Source organism: Bradyrhizobium diazoefficiens USDA 110 (genome assembly GCF_000011365.1).
Taxonomy (GTDB): Bacteria; Pseudomonadota; Alphaproteobacteria; order Rhizobiales; family Xanthobacteraceae; genus Bradyrhizobium; species Bradyrhizobium diazoefficiens.
On the sequence record NC_004463.1, the window covers coordinates 357,880 to 382,386 of the forward strand.

The 24,507-nt window shown below is 64.8% G+C and carries 18 protein-coding genes and 2 pseudogenes; 11 read left to right on the plus strand and 9 right to left on the minus strand.

Translation table 11 applies throughout. The annotated features are described in order from the left end of the window. Window positions 1-10: 10 nt before the first annotated feature. On the minus strand, window positions 11-1,129 hold the full coding sequence (gene hppD / locus BJA_RS01700; protein ID WP_011083171.1) for a 4-hydroxyphenylpyruvate dioxygenase: 1,119 nt from the start codon (window positions 1,127-1,129) through the stop codon (window positions 11-13). Window positions 1,130-1,250: 121 nt separating this feature from the next. On the opposite strand from hppD, the gene BJA_RS01705 reads away from it, so the two are divergent. Both BJA_RS01705 and BJA_RS01710 read left to right on the plus strand, forming a co-directional pair. Next, window positions 1,251-1,730, plus strand: coding sequence for an Lrp/AsnC family transcriptional regulator (locus BJA_RS01705; protein WP_038967454.1), 480 nt, complete (start codon window positions 1,251-1,253; stop codon window positions 1,728-1,730). Between the two features lie 71 nt (window positions 1,731-1,801). Beyond that, window positions 1,802-2,113: a DUF1272 domain-containing protein gene (locus BJA_RS01710; RefSeq protein WP_011083173.1), complete on the plus strand. Its 312-nt coding sequence runs from the start codon at window positions 1,802-1,804 to the stop codon at window positions 2,111-2,113. A gap of 96 nt (window positions 2,114-2,209) precedes the next feature. Here the strand turns inward: BJA_RS01710 and fahA are convergent, their stop codons facing one another. The 5 genes from fahA to BJA_RS01735 form a co-directional block, all read right to left on the minus strand. Continuing rightward, window positions 2,210-3,481, minus strand: a complete 1,272-nt coding sequence (gene fahA / locus BJA_RS01715) for a fumarylacetoacetase (protein ID WP_011083174.1) — start codon at window positions 3,479-3,481, stop codon at window positions 2,210-2,212. Window positions 3,482-3,613: 132 nt separating this feature from the next. Further along, window positions 3,614-4,960 (minus strand): homogentisate 1,2-dioxygenase, encoded by a 1,347-nt coding sequence (gene hmgA, locus BJA_RS01720; RefSeq protein WP_038967448.1) that lies wholly within the window; start codon window positions 4,958-4,960, stop codon window positions 3,614-3,616. Between the two features lie 2 nt (window positions 4,961-4,962). Then, window positions 4,963-5,919 (minus strand): MBL fold metallo-hydrolase, encoded by a 957-nt coding sequence (locus BJA_RS01725; protein WP_011083176.1) that lies wholly within the window; start codon window positions 5,917-5,919, stop codon window positions 4,963-4,965. Window positions 5,920-5,942: 23 nt separating this feature from the next. Continuing rightward, window positions 5,943-6,179 (minus strand): DUF2783 domain-containing protein, encoded by a 237-nt coding sequence (locus BJA_RS01730; RefSeq protein WP_011083177.1) that lies wholly within the window; start codon window positions 6,177-6,179, stop codon window positions 5,943-5,945. An 8-nt stretch (window positions 6,180-6,187) separates the two neighbouring features. Next, the gene (locus BJA_RS01735) at window positions 6,188-7,816 is read right to left on the minus strand and encodes an FAD-dependent oxidoreductase (RefSeq protein WP_011083178.1); all 1,629 of its coding nucleotides are present in this window, start codon (window positions 7,814-7,816) and stop codon (window positions 6,188-6,190) included. Window positions 7,817-7,926: 110 nt separating this feature from the next. Here BJA_RS01735 and BJA_RS01740 point away from each other — a divergent pair, with 110 nt between their 5' ends. After that, complete coding sequence (locus tag BJA_RS01740; RefSeq protein WP_038967447.1) at window positions 7,927-8,469, plus strand: MarR family winged helix-turn-helix transcriptional regulator; 543 nt, start codon at window positions 7,927-7,929, stop codon at window positions 8,467-8,469. 216 nt (window positions 8,470-8,685) lie between these two features. On the opposite strand, the gene BJA_RS01745 is transcribed toward BJA_RS01740, so the two are convergent. Beyond that, the gene (locus BJA_RS01745; RefSeq protein ID WP_011083180.1) at window positions 8,686-8,985 is read right to left on the minus strand and encodes a hypothetical protein; all 300 of its coding nucleotides are present in this window, start codon (window positions 8,983-8,985) and stop codon (window positions 8,686-8,688) included. A gap of 510 nt (window positions 8,986-9,495) precedes the next feature. Between BJA_RS01745 and BJA_RS01750 the strand changes: the two genes are divergently transcribed. After that, window positions 9,496-9,852 carry a hypothetical protein gene (locus BJA_RS01750; RefSeq protein ID WP_051000370.1) on the plus strand — a complete coding sequence of 119 codons (357 nt, stop codon included), beginning with the start codon at window positions 9,496-9,498 and terminating at the stop codon, window positions 9,850-9,852. A 102-nt stretch (window positions 9,853-9,954) separates the two neighbouring features. After that, window positions 9,955-10,440 (plus strand): annotated as a pseudogene (locus BJA_RS01755) (MaoC/PaaZ C-terminal domain-containing protein); the annotation flags it as partial. Window positions 10,441-10,754: 314 nt separating this feature from the next. Here the strand turns inward: BJA_RS01755 and BJA_RS01760 are convergent. Continuing rightward, the gene (locus BJA_RS01760; RefSeq protein ID WP_038967446.1) at window positions 10,755-11,561 is read right to left on the minus strand and encodes an N-acyl homoserine lactonase family protein; all 807 of its coding nucleotides are present in this window, start codon (window positions 11,559-11,561) and stop codon (window positions 10,755-10,757) included. A 408-nt stretch (window positions 11,562-11,969) separates the two neighbouring features. On the opposite strand from BJA_RS01760, the pseudogene BJA_RS01765 reads away from it, so the two are divergent. The 4 genes and pseudogenes from BJA_RS01765 to BJA_RS01780 all read left to right on the plus strand — a co-directional run bounded on the left by BJA_RS01765 (window position 11,970) and on the right by BJA_RS01780 (window position 18,550). Then, window positions 11,970-13,497, plus strand: a pseudogene (locus BJA_RS01765) (caspase family protein). A 147-nt stretch (window positions 13,498-13,644) separates the two neighbouring features. Next, window positions 13,645-14,316 (plus strand): OmpA family protein, encoded by a 672-nt coding sequence (locus BJA_RS01770; RefSeq protein ID WP_028175667.1) that lies wholly within the window; start codon window positions 13,645-13,647, stop codon window positions 14,314-14,316. Between the two features lie 158 nt (window positions 14,317-14,474). Next, on the plus strand, window positions 14,475-15,404 hold the full coding sequence (locus tag BJA_RS01775; protein ID WP_011083187.1) for an efflux RND transporter periplasmic adaptor subunit: 930 nt from the start codon (window positions 14,475-14,477) through the stop codon (window positions 15,402-15,404). Next, window positions 15,404-18,550 carry an efflux RND transporter permease subunit gene (locus BJA_RS01780; protein ID WP_011083188.1) on the plus strand — a complete coding sequence of 1,049 codons (3,147 nt, stop codon included), beginning with the start codon at window positions 15,404-15,406 and terminating at the stop codon, window positions 18,548-18,550. The genes BJA_RS01775 and BJA_RS01780 overlap by 1 nt, the downstream gene beginning before the upstream one ends. A 15-nt stretch (window positions 18,551-18,565) precedes the next feature. On the opposite strand, the gene BJA_RS01785 is transcribed toward BJA_RS01780, so the two are convergent. Beyond that, window positions 18,566-19,240 (minus strand): Crp/Fnr family transcriptional regulator, encoded by a 675-nt coding sequence (locus BJA_RS01785; RefSeq protein ID WP_011083189.1) that lies wholly within the window; start codon window positions 19,238-19,240, stop codon window positions 18,566-18,568. Between the two features lie 236 nt (window positions 19,241-19,476). Between BJA_RS01785 and BJA_RS01790 the strand changes: the two genes are divergently transcribed. Together BJA_RS01790 and BJA_RS01795 are read left to right on the plus strand one after the other, a co-directional pair. Next, window positions 19,477-21,546: an AsmA family protein gene (locus tag BJA_RS01790; RefSeq protein ID WP_011083190.1), complete on the plus strand. Its 2,070-nt coding sequence runs from the start codon at window positions 19,477-19,479 to the stop codon at window positions 21,544-21,546. Between the two features lie 248 nt (window positions 21,547-21,794). Beyond that, window positions 21,795-24,242, plus strand: a complete 2,448-nt coding sequence (locus BJA_RS01795; protein WP_011083191.1) for an adenylate/guanylate cyclase domain-containing protein — start codon at window positions 21,795-21,797, stop codon at window positions 24,240-24,242. The last annotated feature ends 265 nt before the right edge of the window (window positions 24,243-24,507 follow it).

Genomic DNA, 24,507 nt, shown 5'->3' on the forward strand with positions numbered 1-24,507 from the left:
TAGCGACGAGCTACGCCGCATCATCCACCTTCAACACCCCACGCCGGATCTGGTCCTCCTCGATCGACTCGAACAGGGCCTTGAAGTTGCCCTCGCCAAAGCCGTCGTCGCCCTTGCGCTGGATGAACTCGAAGAAGATCGGGCCGATCGCGTTGGCCGAGAAGATCTGCAGCAGCACCTTGGTCTGGCCGCCGTCCACCACGCCTTCGCCGTCGATCAGGATGCCGTTCTTCTGAAGCCGTGCGATGTCCTCGCCATGCTTCGGCAGGCGCGCGTCGATCCGCTCGAAATAGGTCTCGGGCGGCGAGGGCATGAAGGGCAGGCCGGCTTCGCGCAGGCCTTCGATGGTCTGGTGGATGTCGCGGCAGCCGCAGGCGATGTGCTGGATGCCTTCGCCGCGATAGATCTTCAGATATTCCTCGATCTGGCCGGAATCGCCGGCGTCCTCGTTGATCGGAATCCGGATCTTGCCGTCGGGGCTGGTCAGCGCGCGCGAGAACAGGCCGGAGGCACGGCCCTCGATGTCGAAGAAGCGGATCTGGCGGAAGTTGAACAGCCTTTCGTAGAAGCCGGTCCAGACATCCATGCGGCCGCGATGGACGTTGTGGGTGAGGTGGTCGAGATAGAACAGGCCGGCACCGACCGGCTTGGGATCGCGCGCGCCCAGCCACTCGTACTCGGAATCATAGGCCGAGCCCTTGGCGCCGTAGCGATCGACGAAATAGAGCAGGCTGCCGCCGATGCCCTTGATCGCGGGCACGTCGAGCGCCTTCTGCGCGGATGACACGTTGGCGGGCTCGGCGCCGAGCGCAATCGCGCGGTCGTAGGCCGCCTTCGCATCGACGACGCGAAACGCCATCGACGGCGCACAGGGACCGTGCGCGGCAACGAAATCGTAGCCGTGGGTGCCGGGCTCCTCGTTGACGAGATAGTTGATGTCGCCCTGGCGATAGACCGTGATCGCCTTGGTCTTGTGGCGCGCGACGGGCACATAGCCCATCAGCTTGAACAGCGCGTGCAGCTGTTCCGGATTGGGATGCGCATATTCGACGAACTCGAAGCCGTCGGTGCCCATCGGATTGTCGGCGCTGATCGTGGCCGGCGGTGCATCGTGCGGAAACGGACCCATGCTGCTCTCCCAAATGGCTGCTGGCAGGAACTATCCTTCATGGGACGCGCAAGGGGCGTGCAAACGGGACGACATTTGACTATCATATGCACGATCCGTGCATCAAATGGACAAAGCCCGCATGATTTCGGTGGACGCCTTCGACCTCAGGATTCTCGGCGCGCTCCAGGACGACGGCCGCCTCACCAACCAGGAGCTTGCGGAGCTCGCAGGTCTCTCGGCCTCGCAATGCTCGCGGCGGCGGATGCGGCTGGAGGAGGAGAAGGTGATCGCGGGCTATCACGCCGATCTCTCCAGCGAGGCGCTCGGCTTCGGCGTGATCGCCTTCATCCAGGTGGGGCTCGCGACCCACTCGCCGGACAATTCCAAGCGCTTCCGCGCGCTGGTGAACCGCATCGACGAGATCCAGGAGGCCTACTCGCTGACGGGCGATGCCGATTACGTGCTGAAAGCCGTGCTGCGCGACCTGAAGGGCCTCTCCAACCTCGTCAACGACGTGTTGATGCCGCACCAGAGCGTGGCGCATGTGCGCTCCTCGATCGTGCTGGACCGGCTGAAGGAAAGCTCGAAGCTGCCGCTGAAGGAGCTGAAGGCTGGCTGAAATCGAGGGAACTACGGCATTCGCGCGTCACGCGCCGTCTGCGATGATCCGGCCGATCCGGAGATTCGACCATGGCCCTCCAGCTTCGACCGAACTGCGAATATTGCGACCGCGACCTGCCGCCTGACGCAACGGATGCGCGGATCTGCTCCTATGAATGCACGTTCTGTGCGGACTGCGTCGAGACCAAGCTCTCCAACGTCTGCCCGAATTGCGGCGGCGGCTTTGCGCCGCGCCCGATCCGCCCCACGCAGGAATGGCGGCCGGGCGTGTGCACGACCAGGCAGGCGCCGTCGGACAAGCGGGTGCATCTGAAATACAGCGTGGAGGATGTCGCGGCACATTGCGCGCGGATACGCGACGTGCCGCCGGAGAGGCGTTGAATTTCCAACTCGTCGTTCCGGGGCGCGCGAAGCGCGAACCCGGAACCTCGAGATTCCGGGTTCGATGCTTCGCATCGCCCCGGAATGACGACCATCTCACTCCGCCGGCAAAATCGTCCCCTCGACCTGGCCGAACCCGACGCGATAGCCGGCGCCCTGGCACCAGCCGCGCATGACGAGGCTGTCGCCGTCCTCCAGGAACGAGCGCTTGATGCCGCCGGGGAGTTCGACCGGCTCGGTGCCGTTCCAGCTGATCTCGAGCAGGCTGCCGCGCTGGTTCTTCTCCGGGCCGGAGATGGTGCCGCTCCCTAAGAGATCTCCGACATTCATGGCGCAGCCAGAGGAGGCGTGGTGCATGAGCTGCTGCACCGAGGACCAGTACATGTACTTGAAATTGGTGCGGCTGATGCTGGTGGGCGCGTTGGCGCCGCCGGGCCGCAGCGAGACGTCGAGCTCGATGCTGTAATTCTGCGGCTTGGCCTGCTTGAGATAATCGAGCGGCACCGGCTCCTGCTCCGGCCCCTTCAGCCGGAACGGCTCCAGCGCCTCGCGCGTCACCACCCACGGGCTGATCGAGGTCGCAAACGCCTTTGCCAGGAACGGACCGAGCGGCACGTACTCCCATTGCTGGATGTCGCGCGCGCTCCAGTCGTTGAGCAGCACGAAGCCGAAGATCATCTCTTCGGCCTGTTGCTCGGTGAGCATGCCGCCCATGGCTGAGGGCTGGCCGACCACCACGCCCATCTCCAACTCGAAATCGAGCCGCTTGCAGGGACCAAAGCTCGGCACGTCGACATTCGGCGGCTTCAACTGCCCGCGCGGGCGCTTCACGTTGGTACCTGACACCACGACCGTGGACGCGCGGCCGTTATAGGCGATCGGCATATGCAGCCAGTTCGGCTGCAACGCATTGTCCTTGCCGCGGAACATCACGCCGACATTGGTGGCGTGCTCCCTGGACGAATAGAAATCGGTGTAGCCGGAGACCGCGAACGGCATGTGCAGCTTGGCGTCGCGCATCGGCACCAGGGCCTGCTTGCGCAGCTCCTCATTGTCGCGCAGCTCCGGATGATCCGCGCGCAGGAGCTCGCTGATCCGCGCCCGCGTCCTTGCCCAGACCTTCGGCCCCAGCGCCATGAACGGATTGAGCGAGGCGCCCGAGAACACGCCGAGCGCGCCGACATCGAGACGCGAGTCCTGCTCGAGCTCCCAGAGATCGAGCACGTAATTGCCGATCGCGACGCCAACCCGCGGCGTCGGGCTGGCCGCGGTCGAGAACACGCCATAGGGCAGGTTCTGGATCGGGAAGTCGGAGGCCGGATCGACGTCGATGAAGGAGCGGAGGCTGGGATCGTTGGGGTGGGGCATTGGTTTCCTGCCGGATGTTCTGAAACGGTTTCTCCGCCGTCATTCCGGAGCGCGAGCCCGGAATCCATAACCACGATCGTGAGTATGGATTCCGGGCCTGCGCCTCTGGCGCATCCCGGAATGACGAAGTCACTACGGCCTGTTCGGATCGAACCGCTTCTCCAGGCCCTTCCAGCAATCGGCGTAATCGTCCTGGAGCGTGGACGCGTTCGCGGCATGCGCGGTGACGCGCTGCGGGTAGCGGGTCTCGAACATGAAGGCCATGGTGCCGGTCAGCTTCACCGGCTTCAATTCGCCGTTGCTGGCGTGCTCGAAGGCATCACGATCCGGGCCGTGCGGCAGCATGCAATTGTGCAGGCTCATGCCGCCGGGGACGAAGCCCTGCGGCTTGGCGTCGTAGACGCCGTAGATCAGGCCCATGAACTCGCTCATGATGTTCATGTGGTACCACGGCGGCCGGAAGGTGTTGTCGGCGACCATCCAGCGCTCCGGGAAGATCACGAAATCGATGTTCGCGGTGCCCGCGGTCTCCGACGGCGAGGTCAGCACGGTGAAGATCGACGGATCGGGATGGTCGAAGCCGATCGCGCCGACCGGAGAGAAGGTGCGCAGATCGTATTTATAGGGCGCGTAATTGCCGTGCCAGGCGACGACGTCGATCGGCGAATGCGGCAAGGTGGTCTTGAACAGCGACCCGCCCCATTTCACGAACAACTCGGTCGGCGTGTCCTTGTCCTCGTAGTTCGCGACCGGCGTCAGGAAGTCGCGCGCATTGGCGAGGCAGTTGGCGCCGATCGGCCCGCGCTCCGGCAGCGTGAAGGCGCCGCCGTAGTTCTCGCAGAGATAACCGCGCGCCGGCCCGTTCGGAATCTCGACGCGGAATTTTACGCCGCGCGGGATCACCACGATCTCGCCGGGCTCGGCGTCGATGCGGCCGAACTCGGTGACGAGGCGCAGGTTCCCCTGCTGGAGCACGAACATCAGCTCGCCGTCGGCATTGTAGAAATGCTGGTCCACCATCGACTTGGTGATGAGATAGACATGCGCGGCCATGCCGGCCTGCGTATTGACGTCGCCGGCCGTCGTCATGGTCTGCACGCCCTGAACGAAGGTCACCTCCTCCTTCGGCACCGGCGTCGGGTCCCAGCGCATCTGGGCGATGGGCAGATCGTATTCATGGCACGGCGCCGAGCGCCACAGGCCCGCATCGGCCTTCTCGAAGCGCCCCGAATGCTTCACCGAGGGACGGATGCGGTAGAGCCAGGAGCGCTCATTGGTGCCGCGCGGCGCGGTGAAGGGCGAACCCGAGAGCTGCTCGGCATAGAGCCCGTAGGCGCAGCGCTGCGGCGAGTTGCGCCCGATCGGCAGCGCGCCAGGCAGGGCTTCCGTCTCAAAGCTGTTCCCGAAGCCGGACATGTAGCCCGGCGTGACCTGGGCCGAGCTTCGGATGATCTGATCGGGCGAGGTATTGATGTTCATGACTATCCTCCTCCTTGCAAGGCAGCCCACATCTCCTGATCGCGCTTGTCGGTCCAGATCACGGGATCGTCGATCCCCGACGCTTCGTCATAGGCGCGCGACACGTTGAACGGCAGGCAGTGCTCGTAGATGGCGAAGCTGTGGAATTTCGGATCCATCACCTCGCGCGTCGCCGCCATCGATTCCTTCAGCGTGCGTCCTTTGGCGACCGAGATTTCGGCGGCGCCATAGAGCGAGGTGACGAAGTCGCGCGTCATCGCGATGGCCTCGCGCACGGTGGCTGCGCCCTTCAGCGCATCGCCGCGGCCCGGCGCAATCGCCTTGGGATTGAAGTTGCGGATCTCGTTCAGCGTCAGCGGCCATTCGCGCAAATGCGCATCGCCGCAATAGCAGGCCGAGTGATATTCGATGAGGTCGCCGGAGAACATCACTTCGGCATCCGGCACCCAGGCGACGATGTCGCCCGAGGTGTGGCCGGCACCGAGCTGCATCAAGCGCACCTCGCGCTTGCCGAGATAGATCGACATCTCGCCTTCGAAGGTCAGCGTCGGCCAGGTCAGGCCGGGAATGCTTTGCGCGTCCTGGAACAGGCGCGGGAAGCGGCCGTATTCGGAATCCCAATCCTGCTTGCCGCGCTCCTCGATGAGACGATAGGTCTCCTGCGAGGCGACGATACCTTGCGCCTTGTAGGCGGAGGCCCCCAGCACGCGCACGGCGTGATAGTGCGACAGCACGACATATTTGATCGGCTTGTCGGTGACGGTACGGACGCGCTCGATCACCTTGTTCGCCATCGCGGGCGTTGCCTGCGCGTCGAACACGAGGCAGCCGTCGTCGCCGACGATCACGGCCGTGTTCGGATCGCCCTCCGCGGTAAAAGCATAGAGATCGGCGCCGATCTCGGAGAAGGTGATCTTCTTCTCGGCGAGATCGCCGGTGGACGCGAAGTTCTTCGCCATCAATTCATCCTTAGGTCACAGGGTTATTGTTGTTGCTGTTGTTGCTGTTGTTGCTGCTGCTGGCCGTCGATCATGCGGCGCTTGGCGAGCCCGATCGCTTCCCGCAGCACATCGATGTCGCCGATATGGTTGGCGAGGATCAGCACCAATGCCGCGTCGAAATCGGCGCTCTGCTCCTCCGTGAGGCCGCGATGCGCCTCGACGATGGCGCGAAAGGCGTCGTCCGGGCGTGCGAAGTTGGAACTGGTGGACAGCGGCATACCAAACCTCAATTCAAGCCTTCGGCGCGCGACAGCGCCGCAGCAATGGTCTCGCGCGTCGGATGACGGAACCGCGCAGCAACGTAACCATCGGGCCTGAGCAGATAGGCAGCACCCGCGTCGGCGTCGTAGCGCCTTGCGACGAGGCCCGAGGGATCGGCAAGGCCGCCCTCGCCGCCGATGCGGATATCCTTCACGCCTTCGGGCACGCCGAGCTCCGTGCCATTGCTGAACGACAGCAAGGTGAAGTCTGTTCCGCCCTTGCGGAATACATCCGTCAGATAGGCCTGCTCACCCGCGCTTGAGGCAACCGGCGCATCCAACATGGAACAGCCGGGCCGCGGGCCAGCGCCCCACATATCCGCATCGGGCGACGACAGCGACGTATCATAGCTGCACGGCACCGAGAGCCGGCCGCCATTGACCATGCGCTTGCCGAATTCGGTCTCCTTGGCGAGCGACAGCACCGCCTTGCGCAGCCGCGCCTCCTGGTGCGAGTTCGGCGCCATGAAATCGGTCGAGCGGGTGGATTCGCGGATGTTCTCATCCGCCGCCATGCTGCGCTCGGCGTGGTAGCTCTCCAGCAGGCTCGCGGGCGAGGTGCCGCGCAGGACGCGGTCGAGCTTCCAGGACAGGTTTTCCGCGTCCTCGAGTCCCGAATTGGCGCCGCGCGCACCGAAGGGCGAGACCTGATGCGCGGAGTCGCCGGCGAAGATCACGCGGCCATGGATGAAGCGGTCCATGCGCCGGCACTGGAATTTGTAGAGCGAGATCCACTCGAACTCGAACTTGTCGTGGCCCAGCATGCGCGCGATCCGCGGCCGCACGTTTTCCGGCTTCTTCTCGACGACCGGATCGGCGTAGCGATTGAGCTGGAGATCGATGCGCCAGACATCGTCGGGCTGCCGGTGCAGCAGCGCCGAGCGTCCCGCATGGAACGGCGGATCGAACCAGAACCAGCGCTCGGTCGGGAATTCCGCCGTCATCTTGACGTCGGCGATCAGGAACTGGTCCTCGAACACCTGGCCGGCGAACTCGGCGCCAACCATCTGCCGCAGCGACGACCGCGCGCCGTCGCAGGCGACGACATATTGCGCGTGCAGGCGGTAGGCGCCCTCCGGCGTCTCGATCGTCAGCGCGACGGAATCGTTGCGCTGCTCCAGCGCGGTCACCTTGTTGCGCCAGCGCAGGTCGACCTCAGGCAGATCGCTGATGCGATCGACCAGATAGGCCTCGGCGTAATATTGCTGGAGATTGATGAAGGCCGGCCGCTTGTGACCGTCTTCCGGCAGCAGGTTGAACTGGTAGAGCTGGGACTCGCCGTGGAAGATGCGACCGACGCTCCACACCACGCCCTTCCCGACCATGCGGTCGCCGACGCCAAGCCGGTCCCAGTACTCCAGCGAGCGCTTCGAGAAGCAGATCGCGCGCGAGCCTTCGCCGATGCGGTCGGCATCATCCAGAAGGACGACGCTCTGGCCGCGCTGCGCGAGGTCGATCGCCAGCGACAGTCCGACCGGGCCCGCGCCGACAACCACAACCGGATGCTCGGCCGGGCTTTGCCCGGGACGGTCCTGATCGGGGTGGCGGCGATAGCCGAATTGGGTCTTGGTCTGATGCACATTGACCTGCGCCATGCGCTAACCTCGGCTCTGGTCAGAAGAGGGCTGATCTGCTAGATAGTCTCACGTGCAACTATTTTGGACCGGAGCCGGCCGGCCGTCAACTGGAATTCGGAGCGCAAGCCTTGGCGAGGACATCCAGCGATGCGGCGCTGCAGAGACAAGAGGCGGGCGAGGCGTCGCCGCGGCAAAAAACGCGGCTCGATCTGTTCAAGTTCGTGCCGTTCCGCCTCAACCGGCTTGCCGCGGAGGTGAGTTCCGCGCTCGCGGTCGAATATCAGGAGCGTCACGGCCTCGACATTCCGGCCTGGCGCGTGATCGCGACGCTCGGTTTCCGCAACGATGCCTGTAGCGCGCAGTACATCTCGCAATGCACCCGCACGCACAAATCCACCATCAGCCGCGCCGTCACCATGCTGTTGCATGAAGGGCTGATCGAGCGGGTCGAGAACGAGGCCGACCGCCGCGAATTCCGCCTGCAACTGACCAAGAAAGGCCGCGCGCTCTACGAGGAGCTGTTCCCGCAATTGCTGCGGCGGGAGGACGAGATCCTCGCCTGCCTCTCGGCGCAGGAGCGCAAGCAGCTCTCGGCTCTGCTCGGCAAGATCGAGCAGAGTCTCGACCTGATCCAGACCAGCGAAGAGGCGGATGCCAAGCAGGCGTATTAGGGTGCGGAATAGACGCTCCAGCATGTAGTTGCTGAGCCGTCTTTGTCGCGACTTTCCGCTCGGCCGACGGCGGCCCGATGCCGAAGCGACGACGCGGTCAAGACAACTGCGCTTGGCGGCGTCGGCACATTGCGGCCGGTCAGGGCCGCCGCGCGGCCGATGCGGCTCACAGAACCTCAATACTCTAACGCTACGCCCGCAACTCTCAGCGGAGTCTCAGAGATCGATGCCGACCGCGATGTTACGGCCCTTCAATTCGGCAAAGGTTAGTGTGTGCGCGTACAGCTTTGTGAATGCTTCATCCTTTGCCAATGCCTCCTGCACCTTTCCGTACACTTCCCAACTGGAATAGCGCGTAGCGATAAGAAACTCCCCAGCCCACATACCAGTGTGAAATCGGGAAAGTCGAAGAAATTCAGCGCCGTGCTTTTCGAAGATTGCCTTCGCCTGCTTGGCGGTCTTGATCATTTCCTCAGGTTTGTCGCTCTTGAAGCGTGTGAATTGTACAATAGCCATGACCTAGTCCCTCCATTGACCCTCCCATGGGTAAGTCTAGGAGTGGCCGCGGAGGTTCACAGGAAGCCCCTATGATGCGAGGTCCGGGTGTTGGGCAAAAACGCCGGTCGAGAGCCGTGCGGCCAAAGACCGGTCTAGGGTGCAGCGAACCCATGCGGCTTCCCGAACCTCTTCGCGTCGGGCCACAAGGAGCTGTCTCCGCATTTCAGAGAGACGCGCACGACAAAATTCGCGGTACAGAAAATCGAATATCGAGGGCATGGTCAAACCCCCTTGTTTGATCTTCGCTATGCACGTCCCACTTGCACTAGCTCTTGGTGTGCAACAGGCGAACTAGAACACACGAGGCTACCAAACTTTGTCGGATACTTCGCGACGTTCGGCCTCACCCCAATTTGTGAACCTCCCTTAGCCGAAAGATACCTACTCACAAGCGGTTACAGTTCGCCCGGAGGCACCATGGGGCGGCACTGCACAGCGTTGATCAAACGCGGGATTTCGCAAATCGCCATGAGCGCGGCTATCGCGATGGTGATGTCGCCGGCGCCGGGGCGCGATCTCGACGGACGCTACAGGAATTCACCACTTCTCGAATGGTTTGAGAGTTTGGCAAGCGGCAAAGGCCTCTGCTGTTCGCACGCCGACGGTCATGCCGTCGAAGACGTAGACTGGGAAGCCAGAGACGGCCACTACCGTGTGCGACTGCCGAAAACCGCCGACTCCAAACTGATGATCTGGGTCGATGTGCCTGACGATGCCATAATCACCGTACCGAACAAAGTCGGACGCACGATGGTCTGGCCGATCTACAACGACCTCTATCCGGAGATATCGATCCGGTGCTTCATGCCAGGGAGCATGACCTAGATTGGCGGGCGCTTGTAAGGGATTGACCTATGACCAGCGGCTATTTTGAAGACACCGAAATTGGCGATAGCCGGCAAGGCCGGCCCCTATTTTGTCTCCAAGGACGAAATTATTCAGTTCGCCAAGCAATATGACGCACGGCCCTTCCACATCGATGAGGAAGCTGCTGCGCACTCAGTTTTTGCGGGACTGACGGCATCCGGTGCCCACACGTTCGCGATCTTCATCTCGCTAACGAGCAAACTACAGCCTCCGCTCCGTGTCCTTGCCGGGCTCGGCTGGGATGAGGTGAGGCTGCCGAACGCGGTACCCCCGGAGACCACCTCGATCTTGAATCGATTGTTCTGGAGAAGCGCGAGTCGAGGTCGAGCTCCGATAGGGGAATCCTTCGCAACCAAATCCACTTGCGCAACCAAAGACGCGAGACGGTGTTGCAGTGCATCGGCAATGTTCTCGTTGCGAGGCGACCGGATGCGAAAGCATCGATGTAAGCCATTCAACAAGCTGCCGTCGGTTGGTTTCGCTCTGATGTCTCTTGTGCGTCACAAGGCGACATTCCGGGTTCGGGGGGTGTCCGCTTTACCCTAGAAAGCAAACATCCCGGATTTACGAAGTACACGCCCTTGCATTCCTGATGATTCGTTGACCGTCATGGTGAGGAGGCGCGCAAGCGCGCCGTCCAAAACTCAATCGTCGTCCCGGACAAGCAGTGCTCTAGACAACGCGAAGCGTTGTCTAGAGCGAAGCGCAGATCCGGGATCCATAACCACAGGGAGATCTTTGGCGAAGACTCGGAGTTGCCAGCTCGCGCGGCGACTCCTCCCTGGGGTTATGGGTCCCGGATCTACGCGCGCTTTTGGCGCGCTTGTCCGGGACGACGAGCGTGGGGCAGGTCTCAACCGCTATTTCGCAAACGACCGCGACGGCGGCAAATGCAGCGCCCAGGCGTCGACCTTGTCGCTGGCGCGCGGATAGATCTCCGTCACGATCGGATCGTGGCCGGGAATGAACCTGTCGGGGTGGCCGGCGAGACGCTCGATCGTCTCCCAGCCCTGTGCCATGTCGCCGACATTGTAGACGATCGGAAACGGGCTGCGGCGCTGCAGGTTGGCGTAGTAATGCGCGGCGTCGGACGCCAGCACCACCGGCCCGCGCGCGGTCTCGACCTTGACCACCTGCAAGCCGTCCGAATGGCCGCCGACACGGTGCACGGTGATTCCGGGCGCGACCTCGCCGTCGCCCGAATAGAAATTGACGCGCTCGCCATAGACATGGCGCACCATCTGCGTGACGTGCTCGACCGAGAACGGATGTCGCAGCAGTCCGTTGCACATGCAGCGGCCGGTCGCGTAGGCCATCTCGCGCTCCTGGAGATGGAAGCGCGCGTTCGCAAAACGATCGAGATTGCCGGCATGGTCGTAATGCAAATGCGTCACGATGATGTCGCGAATCGCCGACGCCTTGACGCCAAAGCGCTCCAGCGCATCGACCGGATTGAGCGTCAGCTTGCGCGCGCGTGCGCTCGCCTCCTCGGCATTGAAGCCGGTATCGACCAGGATGTCGCGGCCGCCGCCGCGGATCAGCCAGACGAAGTAGTCGAGATCCTGCGCCGCGCTGTCATGCGGATCCGGCGCCAGGAAGTTCATGCTGGGAGTGCGCGGCGACATGGTCGCATAGCGCAGTGCGTAGATTTCGTAGGCGTTTCCCATGATTTTTCTTTTGGTTTTGCTTCTTGTGTGGACCTTCGGGGAGGTACGAGCGCACCAAGCCATTGTCCGCCGGAAAGGTCAAACGCCACGCGTGATGCGTGGAGGGCCCCTCCAATGTGAGACCAATCACATTTTCGGCGCCACGACTCCCCTAATAAAGAACTCCCCTAACAGGGGTGCCCTGAGATGGCCGCTGCAATGCCCAACCGGATCGTGTCGAGCACAACCAAGATGGCTGGTTTATTCCCCTCGCGGCGCGCCCATGCGTTGCGGTCAATCGTCGCGATAATGCCGAATCTCCAAGCGGTTGACGCCCCCTCTCCCCGGTTTGATAATGCACATTGCGTAAGTTAAGGTCGCCGCGGCGCAAGCTGGGAACGGCGCCTTTTTGGCTGGACCGCGCTGATTATGAAAATTCGCTTCCTTTTCCTTCTTCCCTTGCTCGTTTCGCTCGTCCCGACCGCTCCATCGCTTGCGGCCGGCGACCGTTATGCGCTGGTCATCGGCAACGCCAAATATCCGGATGCAGACGCCCCGCTGAAGGAACCGCTCAACGACGCACGTGACGTCGCCGACGAGCTCAAGCGCGACGGCTTTTCGGTCGAAATCGGCGAGAACCTGACCGGCGACGGCATGCGCCGCGCCTTCGACAAGCTCTACGGCAAGATCAAGCCGGGCTCGGTTGCGCTGGTGTTCTTCAGCGGTTTCGGCATCCAGTCGGCGCGCCAGAGCTACATGCTGCCGATCGACGCGCAAATCTGGACCGAATCCGACGTGCGCCGCGACGGTTTCAGCCTGGAAGCCGTCCTCGGCGAGCTCAACACCCGCGGCGCCGGCGTCAAGATCGCGCTGATCGATGCCTCGAGGCGTAACCCGTTCGAGCGCCGGTTCCGCAGCTTCTCGGCCGGCCTGACCCCGGTCATCGCGCCGAACGGGACGCTGGTGATGTATTCGGCGGCGCTGGCCTCGGTGGTGTCGGACGCCGGCGGCGAGCACAGCCTGTTCGTCCAGGAACTGCTGAAGGAAATCCGCGTCCCCGACCTGATGGCCGAGGAGACGCTGAACCGCACCAAGATGGGCGTCACCCGCGCCTCGCGCGGCGAGCAGGTGCCGTGGATATCCTCTTCATTGGCCGAAGATTTCTCGTTCATTCCGGGAGCCGGCGGATCGCGTCCGACAATGGCGCCGCCGCCCGCGCCCCCCGCGCCGCCACCCGTCGTCGCCAACAACCCGCCGCCGGCACCACCGGTGCCACCATCACCGCCTCCGCCGCCGAAGCCGGCCGACACGGCGGCCGCACCAGCTCCCGCGCCCGTCCCGGCCCCATCACCGAAGCCGCAGGTCGAGGCCGCCTTACCCCCGCCGCCGCCGCCGGTGAAACCGGCCGATCCCGCTCCCGCGCCGAACGCGGACGCCGGGCCTAGCGCGGCCGCCCTCGCGGAGGACCCCACCATCAAGGGGCCTGACGGCCAAGATCGCGGCCAATCCTGACGACGTGAACGCGCTGTACCGCCGCGGCCAGGTCTATGCCAGCAAGGGCGCCTACAACCTCGCCATCAAGGATTTCGACGACACGCTCCGGATCAACTCGAAGGACGTCGAGGCGCTGAACAACCGCTGCTGGACCCGCACGGTGGTCGGCGATCTCCAGGGCGCCCTGAAGGATTGCAACGAAGCGCTGCGGCTGCGTCCGAACTTCGTCGATGCGCTGGACAGCCGGGGGCTCGTCAATCTGAAATCGGGAGCGGTGAAGAACGCGATCGCCGATTTCGATGCGGCCCTGAGGATCAATCCCCGCCTCACCTCCTCGCTGTACGGACGGGGCATTGCGAAGCAGCGCAACGGCTCCGCCCAGGAAGGGGCGCTGGACATTGCCAATGCCAAGGCGATGGATCCGAACATCGTTCAGGAATTCGCAAGCTACGGAGTCCGCTAGTATTTTTTTGAATTGAGGCGACCGACGCCTCGAACCCCCGGCGGCCCAGGCAAGACTAATGGGCGGATGCCGCAGGCGGCCTTTCCCGGGGGGCCTATTGCAGGAATTTTGGAACCACGCAGCTCGGCTGCGCAGGAGGGACTGGCAATGAGATCGGCTGCAAAAGGACTTACCGCAATCCTGTCCATCATGGCCATTGGCGCCGCGCTGTCGCTGCCGGCCTCACCCGCATTCGCCGGCGACGACGGCAACAGCAAGAACGTCACCGAGGACGAGATCGTCCGCGCGCTGGCGCCGCCGCAGAAGAAGCCGCTGACCCGCGGCCTCTCGATCGCGCCGCAGGCCGACCCCGCGCCGAGCGCGTCGGAGACCAAGCTGATCCAGTCCGTGCGCGGCCGCTCGACGCGCTCGCTGTCGTCGACCGAGCGCGAGGAAATCGCGTCAGTCGCCAAGGACAAGCCGAACATCGATCTCGAGATCACCTTCGACTACAACTCCGCCAACATCAGCACCAAGTCGCTGGCTTCGGTGCAGGCTCTCGGTCGCGCGCTGACCAGCCCCGACCTGAAGGGCTCGACCTTCGTGGTCGCCGGCCACACCGACGCCGCCGGTGGCGAGAGCTACAACCAGGACCTGTCTGAACGCCGCGCGGATGCGATCAAGCGCTACCTCGTCGAGAAGTACAGCATCTCCGCGACCGACCTCGTCACCGTCGGTTACGGCAAGAGCAAGCTGAAGGACCCGAGCCAGCCGATGGCCGAGGTCAACCGCCGCGTGCAGGTCGTCAACATGGAAAACAAGACCACCGCATCGAAGTGAGCACGACGCAATCCGTTGAAGTGACCGTGCCTGATGTGGTGTAAAGTCTCGCTTCCAAAGCGCGTCCCGCAGCCTTGCGGGACGCCGCTTTGTTTCAGGGTAACGCTCTCAGCAGGCCTCGTGCGGATGGCCGTGAGCCAGGCCAGGACAATCCGGCGATGAACGTCTCCGACTATCTCAAGCCTGCCGGAACCGTGGCGTTCATCGTCGCGCTCGGCATCGGCTATTATCTGTTCGAGCATCGGCGTCGCCCCGAGGCGAAGGAAACGCCGGGCGAGGCGCTCGTCATCGTGACGAAGTCGACCAATGCCTGCTTCTCCGACCTCGTCCGGGTGACCGGCTTTTTCGTGCCGCGCCGCGAGGCCGTGGTCGTCGCCGACCAGGAAGGCTCCCGGGTCACCGACCTCTTCGTCACCGAAGGCACCATGGTCACCGACAACCAGGAGCTGGCGCGCCTGACGGCGCCGCCGCAGATCCCGGGCCAGCCGCAGCGGTCCGGCGCGCAAGGCCCGATCTCGCTGAAGGCGCCGGCGCCGGGCCTCGTCACCGAAGTTCGCACCATCGTCGGCGCGCCGGCCTCGCCGCAGGCCGGCCCGATGTTCCGCATCGCCGTCAACAACGAGATCGAGCTCGACGCCCAGGTCCCGGCCGTGCACATGCCCAAGCTCAGCGCCGGCGCGACCGTGCGCATCAGCCGCGACGACGCGCCCGATCTGATCGGCCGGGTGCGGCTGGTTGCGCCCGAAATCGACCGCGCCACCCAGCTCGGCCGTGTCCGCATCAGCGTCACCAACAATCCCTCGCTGAAGGTCGGCGTGTTCGCCCGCGCCTCGATCGACGCCAAGCGAAGCTGCGGCGTCGCGGTGCCCAAGACCGCGATCGACCATCTCACCGTGCAGGTCGTCAAGGGCAACACGATCGAGACGCGCAAGGTGCGGGTCGGGCTGTCGTCCGACACCGCGACGGAAATCCTGGAAGGGCTCGACGTCGGCGAAATCGTCGTGGCCGACGCCGGCTCTTCACTGCATGACGGCGACCAGATCAAGACCATGTTCGCCGATGAACTCGATCGCACGCGGGTACGCTGATGGCTCTCAATATCTCGGCATGGTCGATCCGGAATCCGCTGCCGTCGGTCGTCTTTTCGATCATCCTGCTGATCCTCGGCTGGACCTCCTTCGCCAAGCTCGCGGTGACGCGGCTTCCCTCGGCCGACATTCCCGTGATCTCGGTCGCGGTGTCGCAGTTCGGTGCTGCGCCCGCCGAGCTCGAATCCCAGGTCACCAAGACCATTGAAGACGCGGTCTCCGGCGTCGAGGGTGTGCGGCACATCACCTCCTCGATCACCGACGGCTTGTCGCTGACCACCATCCAGTTCGCGCTGGAGACCAACACCGACCGCGCGCTCAACGACGTCAAGGACGCAGTGACGCGGGTGCGCTCCAACCTGCCGCAGAACGTCACCGAGCCCTTGATCCAGCGCGTCGACGTCATCGGCCTGCCGATCGTGACCTATGCCGCGATCTCGCCCGGCAAGACGCCGGAGCAGCTCTCCTATTTCGTCGACGACGTGGTCAAGCGCGCGCTCCAGGGCGTGCGCGGCGTCGCCCAGGTCGAGCGCATCGGCGGTGTCGAGCGCGAGATCCTGGTCTCGCTCGATCCCGACCGCCTTCAGGCGATGGGCCTGACCGCCGTCAATGTCAGCCAGAGCCTGCGCGGCACCAATGTCGACGTCGCCGGCGGCCGCGCCGAGATCGGCAAGAACGACCAGGCGATCCGCACCCTGGCCGGCGCCAAGACGCTGAGCGACCTCGCCGGCACCATGGTCCCGCTGTTCGGCGGCGGCGAGGTCCGGCTCGACGATCTCGGCACCGTCACCGACACCATCGCCGACCGCCGCACCTTCGCGCGCTTCAACGGCGAGCCGGTGGTCGCGCTCGGCATCAAGCGCTCCAAGGGCGCCAGCGACGTGAAGGTCGCCGACGCCGTGCAGAAGCGCATCGACGCGCTCAAGGCCGCCTATCCCGACGTCGACCTCAAGCTGATCGACACCTCGGTCGAATACACCAACGGCAATTACGAAGCGGCGATCTCGACCCTGTTCGAGGGCGCCATCCTCGCCGTCGTCATCGTGCTATTGTTCCTGCGCGATCTGCGCGCCACCATCATCGCCGCGATCTCGCTGCCGCTGTCGATCTTCCCGGCATTCTGGGCGATGGACCTCCTCGGCTTCTCGCTCAACCTCGTCAGCTTCCTCGCCATCACGCTGTCGACAGGTATTCTTGTCGACGACGCCATCGTCGAGATCGAGAACATCGTGCGGCACATGAACATGGGCAAATCGCCCTATCGTGCCGCGCTGGAAGCCGCCGACGAGATCGGCCTCGCGGTGATCGCGATCTCGCTCACCATCATCGCGATCTTTGCGCCGGCGAGCTTCATGTCGGGCATCGCCGGACAGTTCTTCAAGCAGTTCGGCATCACCGTCTCGGTGCAGGTGTTCTTCTCGCTGCTCGCGGCGCGCTTCGTCACGCCGGTGCTGGCCGCCTACTTCCTCAAGCATGGCCATCACGAGGAGCCGCCGCCCGGGCGCGTGCTGCGGTCCTATCACCGGATCGTGGCCTGGTCGGTGAAGCACTATTTCATCACGGTGCTGATCGGCTTCGGCATCTTCGCCGCCTCGATCTGGAGCATCACGCTGCTGCCGCAGGGCTTCCTGCCGGCGCAGGACAGCGCGCGCTCGCTGCTTGCCCTCGAGCTGCCGCCGGGCACCCAGCTCGCCTACACCGAAAAAGTCACCGAGGACATCGTCGCGCGACTGCGCAAGCGGCCCGAGGTGAAGAGCATCTTCGTCGACGGCGGGCGCGTTCCACCCGGCACCCAGGAAGTCCGGCGCGCCGCCCTCATCATCAACTATACGCCCAAGGGCGATCGCGACATCACCCAGCGCGAGCTGGAATTCTCGATCAGCCAGGAGCTGGAGAACATTCCCGACATCCGCTTCTGGTTCCTCGACGAAAACGGCCTGCGCGCGATCTCGCTGGTCGTGACCGGCGTCGACGCCAACATCGTCAACAACGTCGCCAGCGAGCTCGCGACGCAGATGAAGCGGATCCCGACCATCTCCAACGTGATCTCGGAAACCACGCTGGAGCGGCCCGAGCTGCGCATCGAGCCGCGCGCCGATCTCGCCGCACGCCTCGGTGTCTCCACGGAAAGCCTGTCGCAGACCATCCGCGTCGCCACCATCGGCGACGTCGGGCCTGCGCTTGCCAAATTCGACGTCGGCGACCGCCTGGTGCCGATCCGGGTGCAGCTCGAGGACGCCGCGCGCGGCAACCTCAAGACGCTCGAACAATTGCGCGTGCCGCTCGGTGAGCATGGCGAGAAGGGCGGCGTGCCGCTCTCGGTCATCGCCGACGTCAAGCTCGACCAGGGTCCGACCAGCATCAACCGTTACGACCGGGACCGCCAGGCCACCGTTGCCGCCGACCTCGTCGGCTCCGCGGCGCTCGGCGATGCCACCAAGAAGATCAACGAGCTGCCGGTGATGAAGAGCCTGCCGAAGGGCGTGAAGGTCTCACCGTCCGGCGACGCCGAAAGCCTGAACGAGCTGTCCGACGGCTTCGCCACCGCGATCACCGCGGGCCTGATGATGGTCTATGCCGTGCTGGTGCTGCTGTTCGGCACCTTCCTGCAGCCGATCACCATCCTGTTCTCGCTGCCGCTGTCGATCGGCGGCGCCATCGCGGCCCTGCTCGTCACCGGCAAGCAGCTCACCACGCCGGTCTGGATCGGCATCCTGATGCTGATGGGCATCGTCACCAAGAACGCGATCATGCTGGTGGAGTTCGCCATCGAGGCGATCCGCGACGGCAAGCCGCGCGACGAGGCCATGATCGACGCCGGCATGAAGCGCGCCCGCCCGATCGTGATGACAACGATCGCGATGGCCGCCGGCATGATGCCGAGCGCGCTCGCGGTCGGCGCCGGCGGTGAGTTCCGCTCGCCGATGGCGCTCGCGGTGATCGGCGGCCTGATCTTCTCGACCATCCTGTCGCTGGTGTTCGTGCCCGCGATGTTCATGGTGATGGACGATCTCGGCGCCCTGATCTGGCGCTTCGGCAAGCGGCTGATCGTGCACAGCGAGGATACCGAGGCCCCCGGTCATCATCACGAAGCTTCGCCGGCACAGCCGGCACAGAAGAGCATCGTGCATCCGGCGGCGGAGTAAGGTTCGCGAGAGCCCCTACTCGTTCCGCGCGATCGCCGTCAGCTTGGTCATGTTCCTCAGCAGGATGCGGCCACGCTGGAGATCGAGGATCGCGTCCTTGCGCCAGGCCTGAAGCTGGCGGTTAACGCTTTCGCGGGCGGCGCCGACGAAGACGCCGAGCTGCTCCTGCGAGATGTGCACCTCCGAGCCGAAATCGGCGGCGAGCGCGCAGAGCCGCCGCGCGAGGCGAACCGGCAGCGGCTGCAGCATGGACTCTTCCATGCGCTCGCTCTGCCAGCGGATGCGCTGGCACAGCAGCGCGATGATCTTGATCGCGACCTTCGGCTCGCGCTCGAGGAAGGCAAGAAAGTCTTCGCGCCGCAGCACGAACAATTCGCTGGCCTCGCCCGCGGTCGCGTCCGCAGTGCGGTTCTGGCCGTCCAGCACCGCGACCTCGCCGAACAGGTCGCCCGGCCCCATGAAATTCAGCGTCAGCCGGCTGCCGTCGGCGGCGCCGGTCTCGATACGGACCTGGCCGCGGCGCATGCCGAACAGCGCGTCTCCGGCATCGCCCTTCTGGAACAGCACCTCGCCGTTCGCCAGATGCTGGGTGTGGCAGAGATTGGACAGCCGCTGGAGCTCGTCTGCGCCGAGATCGGCGAACATCGGGTTCATCTTCAGGATGACCGCAAATTCGGCCTGCTTGCTCATTTCAACTTCCTTGTGAATTTACTTGTCAATTTCGCTGGCAAATCGGCTGGAACCATCAACGTCCAGAATCGCGTAAAACCGCGCCGGAGAAGTGTGTCATAAGTCACATAACTTTGCAGCACCCCCTGACTATTTTTGACCGCTTGGAGCGGCTTCCCGTCCCGGGATAAACTCACGCGCATAGGACGGGTGAGCGGCCGGGTTCGGCACCGTTCGTCCGTCGTTGGAAAGTCGACATGAGAGCAGTGAAATTCGCCGGCGCCGCGGTCGCCGCTGTCGTCATCGTGATCGCGCTTCTCCTCGTGGTCGGGATCCCATCGGGCTTCCTGACCTCGACGATTGCGTCGCGGGTCGAGAGCGCGACGGGCTATCGCCTGTCGATCGACGGCACCACCAGGATCAGCCTGTGGCCGACGCTGAACGTCACCTTGAACGATCTCACGCTTCAGGATCCGAAGGACCGCAGCGGCATTACGCGCCTCACCGTCGACAGCGTGCAGGCCGACATGTCGCTCTCCAGCGTCTGGTCGGGCCGCCCGAAGATCAGCGAACTCATCGTCACCCGCCCCGTGCTCTACCAGCCGCTGCTGCGTGAGCGCCTGCCGAATGCCGGCACCTCGTCGAAGCCGCTGGCGCTCGACACGGACGGCGCGACCATCGACCGCGTCAAGGTCACCGACGGCGAGGTCGCATTCGCGCGCGTGCGCGATCGCGTCGAGAGCCGCATCAGCGCCATCAATGCCGATGCCGTCGTTGGCCGCGACCGCAACGTCAGCATCACCGGCACCGCGCGCGTCGGCGAGCACCCGACCAAGTTCGACATCAAGGCGACGACGCCCGCGCCGCCAACCGACCGGCCGACGATCCCGGTGGAGTTCGCCATCGACATGCCCGATGTGCTGAAGTCCCGGCTCGCAGGTCACGCCGAGATGCGGCTGAGCGGCGATCTCGTGATGATCAACGGCGTGAACGGCACGCTCGGCGACGGCGCGTTCAACGGCTGGGCTTCGGTCGACATCGCGAGCAAGCCTCTGGTCAAGGTCGATCTCGACTTCCAGCGGCTCACGATTCCGCTGGCGAAATCGCCGGACGGCGCGTCCGGGCAGCCCTGGAGCAATGCGCCGATCGACGTGTCCGGGCTCAATTATGTCGATGCACAAATCAGGATCTCCGCGAACGACGCCGTGATCGGCGATGCGCGTCTTGCGCCGCTGGCGCTCGATGCAAAGCTCGCCGGCGGGGTGCTGAAGGCCGGCACCGCCAATCTCGGCGCCTATGGCGGCCAGGTCTCCGGCGAAGTGATCCTGGATGCGACCAGCGGCGCGCCGAGCTTTGCCATGCATTCCGACCTCGTCGGCGTGCGCGCGCTGCCGCTGCTCCGGGGCCTTGCCGAATTCGACCGGATCGACGGCAAGCTGCAAGCCAAGCTCGCATTGCGCAGCGCCGGCACCAGCCAGCGCGCCCTGATGGCGAACATGCAGGGCACGGCCTTCGTCAATTTCCAGGACGGCGCCATCCGCGGCATCAACGTCGCGCAGATGATCCGCTCGCTGACATCGGGCACGCTGTCCGGCTGGCAAGACAACCAGAACAGCAGCCAGGACCAGAGCACGGATTTGTCGCAGCTCTCGGCCTCCTTCCGCATCGACAAGGGACAGGCGGTGACGACCGATCTCAACCTGATCGGGCCGCTGGTGCGCGTGACCGGCGCCGGCACGATCGCGCTCGACACCAAGATGTTGGGCTTTCGCGTCGAGCCGAAGCTGGTGATGACCACCGAAGGCCAGGGCCGCGCCTCCGAGCCGGTCGGCTTCGGCATCCCCGTGATGATCCAGGGCAGCTGGTCGCAGCCGCGGATCTACCCTGACATGGCCGGCATGCTCGACAATCCCGACGCCGCCTACGCCAAGCTGCGCGAGATGGGCAAGGGCCTGTTCGGGCCTGATGGCGCCGGGCTCGGCAATATCCTGGGCAGCCTTGGTCTCGGCGGCACGACCGCGCCGGGTGGCGGCAATGCAGGCAGCAACGCCAATCCGCAAACCCAGCAGCCGGGACAGAACAATCTGCTCGGCGGCCCGCTGGGCGAGGCGCTCGGCAATCTGATCCAGCAGGGACTTTCCAGCGGAGCTGCAACCGGCACTGGCACCGGCCGCAGCCGCAGCCTGCCCGCGACGCCGTCCACACCGGCACCGCAGGCCTCGCCCGCGCCGGCGCCCCCGGCCCGGGCCCCGGACGAGCCGCCGGTGGCGCAGCAGGACAGCCAGCCCATGAACGACGTGTTGCGGCAGCTCTTCAATAATCGATGATTGGCGGACCAACAGGCTGGACTCCACGCCAATCCCTTACATCGGCCCGGCCTTTCCCTGCTTCCTCCGAACGGATGAGCCTGCGACAATTCACCACCCTTTAGGCCCGACCCGGCGTCCACTTCGGGTAACCACGCCGGCCGGTCCTCCGGTCCCCGGGACGTCCCTTGGCCCAAATTGTGATAGAAGGGCGGCTGGGCCTGTACGGCCCGTAGCGCCGGCGTCGATGGCGGCGCGAGAGGATCCGGATGGCGGGAGCGAACGACAAGACACGGTTTCTGCGCGAGGGCCTGTTCGCCAAATACGTCGTCTCCCTCGTCGGCCTCGTCGTGTTCGTCCTCGCCGTCAGCGGCGCGATGGAGACCTGGATCTCCTATCGCGCCACCAAGACACAGCTGACCGACGGGCTGGAGGACAAGGCGCAGGCCGCGGCCCGGCGGGTGGAACAGTCGATCTCCGAGCTCGAGCGCCAGATCAGCTGGGTGACCCGCGCGAGCCAGGACACCCTCGAGAAGCGCCGCGCCGACTACGCCCAGCTCCTGCACCAGGTCGCGGTGGTCAACCAGCTGTTCCAGCTCAACGGCGAAGGCCGCGAGGTGCTGCGCGTCTCGCGCCAGTCGACCACGACCGGCGGCAATGCCGACCTCTCCCGCGACATGCGCTTCACCGACACCGTCGCCCGCGGCGTCAGCTACGCGCCGGCCTGGTTCTCCGACAGGACTCCGTTGATGTCGATCTCGGTGGCGCATTCCGGCTTCAACGCCGGCGTCACGGTCGCTGAGATCGATCTCAGCTTCCTCTCCGAATTGCTGTCCGACGCCCAGGTCGGCAAGGCGGCCTTTGCCTATGTGGTCGATCCGCGCGGCCGCGTGCTGGCGACGTCCTCGAAAGGACCCGATGTCGGCAAGGACCTCTCCAAGCTGCCGCAAGTGGCTGCCGCGATTTCGCCCGGCCGCGGGCCCGACACGTCAGGCACCGACTTCAACGGCTATTCGGTGCTGACCGCCGCGAGCACCGTACCGAAGCTCGGCTGGAGCGTGCTGTTCGAGCAGCCGACCACGCAGGCCTTGACGCCGATCCGCGATCAGCTGGTGCGCATCGCGCTCTTGATCGGCATGGGCCTGATGGTCGCGATCCTCGCCGGCACGCTGCTCGCCCGCCGCATGATCATTCCGATCACGGCGCTGCGCGACGGCGCGCACAAGCTCGGCGAAGGCGATTTCAGCCACCGCATCGACGTGCACACCTCCGACGAGCTGGAAGATCTCGCCGGCCAGTTCAACCGCATGGCCACCCAGATCCAGGAGACCTATTCGAACCTGGAGACCAAGGTCGAGGAGCGCACCCGCGATCTCGCGCAGTCGATCAACGAGCTCAAGGTGCTGGAAGAAGTCGGCCGCGCCGTCGCCTCCTCGCTCGATCTCAACGCGGTGCTGCCGACGATCGCCGCCCGCGCGATCGAGATCACCCATGCCGACGCGGTGCTGATCTACGGCTTCGACGCCGGGACGCGTCGCTTCAACCTGGTCGAATCCAACGGCATCGACAAATCGGCAGACGGCGCCCATGTCACGATCGACGAAGGCGACAACATCCTGAGCGATGCCGCGGCGAGCTGTGAGCCGATCGCGCTTGCCGATCTCGACCATGCGGCCGAGCAGCCGCTGCGCGACGTCGCGATCGCGGCCGGCTTCCACTCCGTGCTGGTGGTGCCGCTGGTGGACCAGCAGGGCACGCTCGGCTCGTTGGTGGTGCTGAGGCGTGCCGGCGGCGAGTTCGCCGCCAGCATCATCGGCCTGATGCGCACCTTCGCCAACCAGGCCGTGCTGGCGATGCGCAACGCGCGCCTGTTCACCGAGGTCGATCACAAGAGCCACGCGCTGGAAGCGGCGCACGAGACCGTGCGCGCCCAGGCGGACAAGCTGCGCGTGCAGACCGAGCAGCTCAAGGACTGGAACAAGTCGCTGGAGGAGCGCGTCGAGAAGCAGCTCGGCGAGATCGAGCGCATCCGCAAGCTCGAGCGGTTCCTCGCACCGCAGGTCGCGCAGTTGATCGCCTCCTCCGACAGCCCCGAGGGGCTGCTCACCAGCCAGCGCCGCGAGGTCACGGTCGTGTTCTGCGACCTGCGCGGCTTCACCGCGTTCACGGAAGCGACCGAGCCGGAAGAGGCGATGAACGTGCTGCGCGAATATCACGCGGCGCTCGGCACGCTGATCTTCAAGTATGAGGGCACGCTCGACAAATATGCCGGCGACGGCGTGATGATCCTGTTCAATGCACCGATTCAATTCGAGGACCACACCCAGCGCGCCGTGAAGATGGCGGTGGAGATGCGCGACACCATCGGCCCGCTGACCGAGCGCTGGCGCAACCGCGGGCATAGCCTCGGCTTCGGCATCGGCATTGCACTCGGCTATGCGACGCTCGGCCAGGTCGGCTTCGAGCAGCGGCTGGAATATGCCGCGATCGGCAGCGTCACCAACCTCGCCTCGCGCCTCTGCGGCGAAGCCAAGGCCAACCAGATCGTGGTCAGCCGCCGCGTCTACGGCATGGTCGAACCCTGGGTGGAGGCGCGCGCGCTCGACGATCTCGTGCTCAAGGGCTTCAATCACCCCGTGCTGGCGATGGAGATTCTGAGCTGGCGCGAGGAAGTGGACAACGTGGTGGATGCTGCGGCGGCAAGGCGGCGAGGGTAGCCCTCGCTCTCAGCCGCACGCTCGCTGCGTTCCCTCCCCCCTTGCGGCAGGGCAATCGCATTTAAGGCCGTTGCTCTGTGGCCCATCCTTCGAGACGCCCGCCTTTGGCGGGCCCTCAGCATGAGGACGGAGTTCGCGGCAGCAATTTCGACCGGCAAAGATGCCGCTTAGCCTCATCCTGAGGAGACCGCGGAGCGGTCGTCTCGAAGGACGAGGCGCGCGCTCAGGCCCTGCCAAAAGTCATATGCGATTGCCCTGCCGCAAG

Excerpts from the sequence above, each read along its gene's own strand:
- hppD (WP_011083171.1), bottom strand. The coding sequence starts at position 1,129 with ATGGGTCCGTTTCCGCACGATGCACCGCCGGCCACGATCAGCGCCGAC.
- BJA_RS01705 (WP_038967454.1), top strand. The coding sequence starts at position 1,251 with ATGATTTCGGTGGACGCCTTCGACCTCAGGATTCTCGGCGCGCTCCAG.
- BJA_RS01710 (WP_011083173.1), top strand. The coding sequence starts at position 1,802 with ATGGCCCTCCAGCTTCGACCGAACTGCGAATATTGCGACCGCGACCTG.
- fahA (WP_011083174.1), bottom strand. The coding sequence starts at position 3,481 with ATGCCCCACCCCAACGATCCCAGCCTCCGCTCCTTCATCGACGTCGAT.
- hmgA (WP_038967448.1), bottom strand. The coding sequence starts at position 4,960 with ATGAACATCAATACCTCGCCCGATCAGATCATCCGAAGCTCGGCCCAG.
- BJA_RS01725 (WP_011083176.1), bottom strand. The coding sequence starts at position 5,919 with ATGGCGAAGAACTTCGCGTCCACCGGCGATCTCGCCGAGAAGAAGATC.
- BJA_RS01730 (WP_011083177.1), bottom strand. The coding sequence starts at position 6,179 with ATGCCGCTGTCCACCAGTTCCAACTTCGCACGCCCGGACGACGCCTTT.
- BJA_RS01735 (WP_011083178.1), bottom strand. The coding sequence starts at position 7,816 with ATGGCGCAGGTCAATGTGCATCAGACCAAGACCCAATTCGGCTATCGC.
- BJA_RS01745 (WP_011083180.1), bottom strand. The coding sequence starts at position 8,985 with ATGGCTATTGTACAATTCACACGCTTCAAGAGCGACAAACCTGAGGAA.
- BJA_RS01750 (WP_051000370.1), top strand. The coding sequence starts at position 9,496 with ATGAGCGCGGCTATCGCGATGGTGATGTCGCCGGCGCCGGGGCGCGAT.
- BJA_RS01760 (WP_038967446.1), bottom strand. The coding sequence starts at position 11,561 with ATGGGAAACGCCTACGAAATCTACGCACTGCGCTATGCGACCATGTCG.
- BJA_RS01770 (WP_028175667.1), top strand. The coding sequence starts at position 13,645 with ATGAGATCGGCTGCAAAAGGACTTACCGCAATCCTGTCCATCATGGCC.
- BJA_RS01775 (WP_011083187.1), top strand. The coding sequence starts at position 14,475 with ATGAACGTCTCCGACTATCTCAAGCCTGCCGGAACCGTGGCGTTCATC.
- BJA_RS01780 (WP_011083188.1), top strand. The coding sequence starts at position 15,404 with ATGGCTCTCAATATCTCGGCATGGTCGATCCGGAATCCGCTGCCGTCG.
- BJA_RS01785 (WP_011083189.1), bottom strand. The coding sequence starts at position 19,240 with ATGAGCAAGCAGGCCGAATTTGCGGTCATCCTGAAGATGAACCCGATG.
- BJA_RS01790 (WP_011083190.1), top strand. The coding sequence starts at position 19,477 with ATGAGAGCAGTGAAATTCGCCGGCGCCGCGGTCGCCGCTGTCGTCATC.
- BJA_RS01795 (WP_011083191.1), top strand. The coding sequence starts at position 21,795 with ATGGCGGGAGCGAACGACAAGACACGGTTTCTGCGCGAGGGCCTGTTC.